Here is a 3,782-nt window from a genome sequence, read left to right on the forward strand (position 1 = left end):
CTCCGGCTCAGCTGCGTGGTCCGGCCGCCGGCCGCCGGGCGTCATGGCGTCCGCTACCGCGGATGGGCTGTCGGGGGCGACAGCATTTCCGGCGCCAAAGTTTCTGGCGAGCCATTGGAAGACCGGCGCGGCAATGTTCCGGTCCTCCGCCACGAGATGGCCGGCGCCTTCGAAGCGGTGCACATCCGCATGCGGAAGCCGGGTAATGAGGTCCTTGAGGTACCGGTCGGAAAAGATGGGATCACGGGGGCCCCAGAGCATCAGCGCCGGGACCTTCAACCCGCGCAGCCTTTCCGCGGCGCCGGTGAGCGCGGAAAAACTGGGGTGGGAGGCGTCCACGGAGATGTCCGCCACGAAGTTCCCTACTCCGGTGCGGCGGTGGGCTTCGCGGTAGGGAGCCATGTAGGCCGCTCGGACGTCGGCGGGCAGCGGCGGGTGGGCCAGCGAGTGCGTCACCCGAAGAAACGCGTCCGTCGTCGTCGTTCCCCAACCGTGGACGGCGGGGTGCAGGGCAAGGCGCAGCGCCGGCGGGATCGCTGAACCGGAGGGTTGGTGGACGGCCGTGTTGGTCAGCACCACCCCGGCGAGGTGCTGCGGGTGCGCCAGGGCCCAGCCCAGGCTGATCACGCCGCCCCAGTCGTGGCCCGCTGTCACCACCGGCCCATCCAGGCCGAGAGCGCCGGTCAGGTCACTTAGGTCGTTGATGCGGTCGGCCAGGCGCCGGAAGGTGCCGGTGCGCTCCGAGTAGCCCATGTCCAGTTGGTCCACCGCCACAACGCGCCACGGGTGGGCGGGATCCGATCCGGCTGCCAGCAACGTCCGCCACAGATACGACCAGGTGGGGTTGCCGTGCACACAGAGCAGGGTACCGGCGGGGACCAGTCCGAGACTGTTGAGCTGGGCTCCGTTGTCCAGCAGGTGCCAGCGGCGCACCGTGCCCGGGGTATCGGCGCCGGAGGTGGACTTGACGTCAATCTCCCGCGACCATTCCGGATCGACGCCAGGCCAGTTGGCGGTTACCAAAGAATCTCCAGCATGGCGGTGTTCAGCCCGGATCCAACGCCCATGCACAGGACCCGGTCCCCCGCTTCAAGGGATTGGGCCTCGGCGGCGAGAGTCATGGGAAGGGAGGCCGGGCCCACGTTGCCCCAGTGCGGGAACGTGATGGGCACCTTCGCGGGGTCCAGGTCGATGGCGTCGATAATCGCCTGCGTGTAGGCATTGCTCACCTGGTGCGTTACGTAGCGGTCAATGGCGGTCCAGTCCCACTCCGGCTGGGCTTCATGCCAGGCGTCGACGACGAGCTGGAGGCCGCCGTCGAGCAGTCCTTTCGTGTCGGTGGTCATGCCGTCAAGACCGCCCACGCACAACTCGTGATGTTCGGTGCCGGCGCGCATCACCCCGCCGACGATCCGGTGAGCACCGTGATGCTTGTCCGCGGGACCCAGGACGGCGGCAGCAGCTCCAGAGCCCAGGGTGAGTGTGGCGAACTCGCGGTTGAAGTCCTCCCGCGTGGTCTCGGTCCGCTGGAGGCGGGCCAGCGTGGCCTCCTGGGTGGCCTCGGCATCCTCGGCGTTAACGATCACCGCGTGTGTGATCTGCCCCGAGTCGATCATGCTGGCCGCCAGGGTCAGGCCGTTCACGAACCCCAGGCAGGCGTTGGCCAGGTCGAAGTTCATGGCCGACGACGGCAGGCCGAGTTCGTGATGGATCTTCACCGCGACGGACGGTTCAAGGTTCCGCCGCGTCACCGAGGTGTTGATCAACAGGCCGACGTCGGACGCTTCGACGCCAGCCTCGGCCAGGGCTTTGGCGCCCGTTCGGTGGCAGCATCATCAAACGAGGTCCCGGCCGCCCACCAGCGGCGGTGCGTTACGCCGGCAACACGCTCAAGCAACCGGGGCGGAAAGTTCAGCCGCTGCAGGGTCGAAGCCAGCCTGCGGTCGAAATCCTTAGAACTCACGATCCTGGGAGCCTCCACACTGCTAACAGAGAGCAGCGCGGTGTTGCTATGCCGGAAAGTTGCATTCCCTGCCAATGAAAGCCCCTGTTCGTTTCCGTGCTACATCGTTGCGGTGACTTTACCCATAAGCGCGCGTTCCTATTGGGAGGTACCGCAGCAACCAGGTCGTACACCGGAGTCACACCTGACCCCGCCGTTAGCCGACCGACCCGAAACGCCATTCGTAAGCATGCTTAGAATATAGTGGCATCGACACGCGAGCCCATATGTGACGCGCCCCGGCCTGATCATCATGCCGGGGTTTCCGTTTTCCGCTGTTTGACCAGGCCACTTCTGTTACTCGGACAGATGGTGCCGAATTCGTCTTCGCCCTTAGTCGACCTGAGACAGGCACTAGCAGGCCCTGCCTCGCCGCGAATAAAACGGCTAGCTTTGTGGTTGGAACTTCTGGGCCAGCGACGTCCCTCTCCGCTCCTCCCTTTTGAATGGATCCGCTCCCCATGTCTTCCGCCCTGCCTTTACCTGCGCCCAGACGCTTCCCGCTCGCCGCGATGCTGGTTCTGGCCACCATTGCCTTCACCGCGATCACCACGGAGTTGCTGCCGTCCGGCCTGCTGCCGCAGATCAGCGGGGGTCTGAACGTCTCCGAGCCCGTCGCCGGCTTCCTCGCCGCCGCCTACGCCGCCGTCATCGTGGTCACCGTGATCCCCGCCGCGCGGCTGCTGGCCAGGGTGCCGCGGAAGACCCTGCTCGTGTCACTCGTCCTGACGTTCGCGCTCAGCAACGTCCTGGTCGGTCTCGCGCCCAACTTCACCGCCGCCATGGCCGCGCGCTTGGTCGGTGGCCTGGCACACGGCCTGCTCTGGACCACCACGGCCCCGTTCGTCTCGCGGGTGGTCCCTGCCGATAAGGTGGGCAAGGCCTTGGCCATCGTCTTCAGCGGCAACAGCCTGAGCCTGGCCATCGGCGCTCCCGTCGGCACGGCACTGGGCACGCTCTTCGGCTGGCGCGCGGCTTTCCTCTTCCTCGCCGGCTTCGGCCTGCTCCTGACCGGCCTGGCCGTCTGGCTGCTGCCGCAGGTCTGTCGCATCCCCGACGCCGTCCGCCCCTCGCTGCGCAAAGCGATCGCGCAGCCCGGCGTGAAATCCGTGGCCATCGCCTGGCCGCTGCTGGTCCTGGCACACTTCGCACTCTTCACCTACATCGCGCCGTTCATCCGGGAAGCCGGCCTGCCCGACTACGCCGTCGGCCTCTCCCTCACCGTCCTCGGCGTTGCCGGACTGGTCGGAATCTGGATGGCGGGCCTCACCGTGGACTCTCGGCCTCGCCGTTCGCTGCTCATCACGACGGCGGCCATCGCCGTCGCGATGCTCCTCCTCCCGCTCGGCGGAGGCAACATACCCGTCGCCATGGTCCTCATGGCCGTGTGGGGTGCCGGGCTCGGCGCCGTCGGCGTCTACAACCAGACCGCTATCCTCCGGGCCGGGGGCGAGTACAAGGAAGCCGCCAACGGCCTCACCGTCCTAACCATCCAGCTCGGCATCACCATCGGCGCGCTCTATGGTTCCGCCGCCCTGGTGGTGGCCGGCCCGCTCATGGTGCCTGTCGCCGCGGCCGTGCCGGTCGTTGTCGCCCTCGTGGTCACGCGGGCCGGCCGGAAGCACGCCTACCCGCCGGGCCGGAAAGAGGGCGGCTCGTCAGAGCCGGAAGTCAGGGAATCGGCGCTTCAGCAGCACTCAGGCGAGATGTGTATAAGAGACAGCCCGGGCCCTGCCGCCTGCTTGCCGAGCAGGTCCCACAGGGGCCGGAATTCGGTCTG

General features: G+C 67.4%; 2 protein-coding genes and 1 pseudogene. 1 reads left to right on the forward strand and 2 read right to left on the reverse strand.

The window, feature by feature from the left end; translation table 11 throughout:
* Together B1A87_RS22305 and B1A87_RS22310 are read right to left on the reverse strand one after the other, a co-directional pair.
* Window positions 1–1,023: alpha/beta fold hydrolase (locus B1A87_RS22305; protein WP_144275947.1), on the reverse strand; the 1,023-nt coding region annotated here is incomplete at its 3' end.
* A pseudogene (locus B1A87_RS22310) lies at window positions 1,017–2,038 on the reverse strand (3-oxoacyl-ACP synthase III). The gene B1A87_RS22305 and the pseudogene B1A87_RS22310, both read right to left, overlap by 7 nt.
* A 425-nt stretch (window positions 2,039–2,463) precedes the next feature.
* Between B1A87_RS22310 and B1A87_RS22315 the strand changes: the two are divergent.
* The coding region (locus B1A87_RS22315) for an MFS transporter (protein WP_144275948.1) at window positions 2,464–3,782 on the forward strand (1,319 nt) is incomplete at its 3' end.

The sequence above is a fragment of the Arthrobacter sp. KBS0703 genome, assembly GCF_002008315.2.
Lineage (GTDB): Bacteria > Actinomycetota > Actinomycetes > Actinomycetales > Micrococcaceae > Arthrobacter.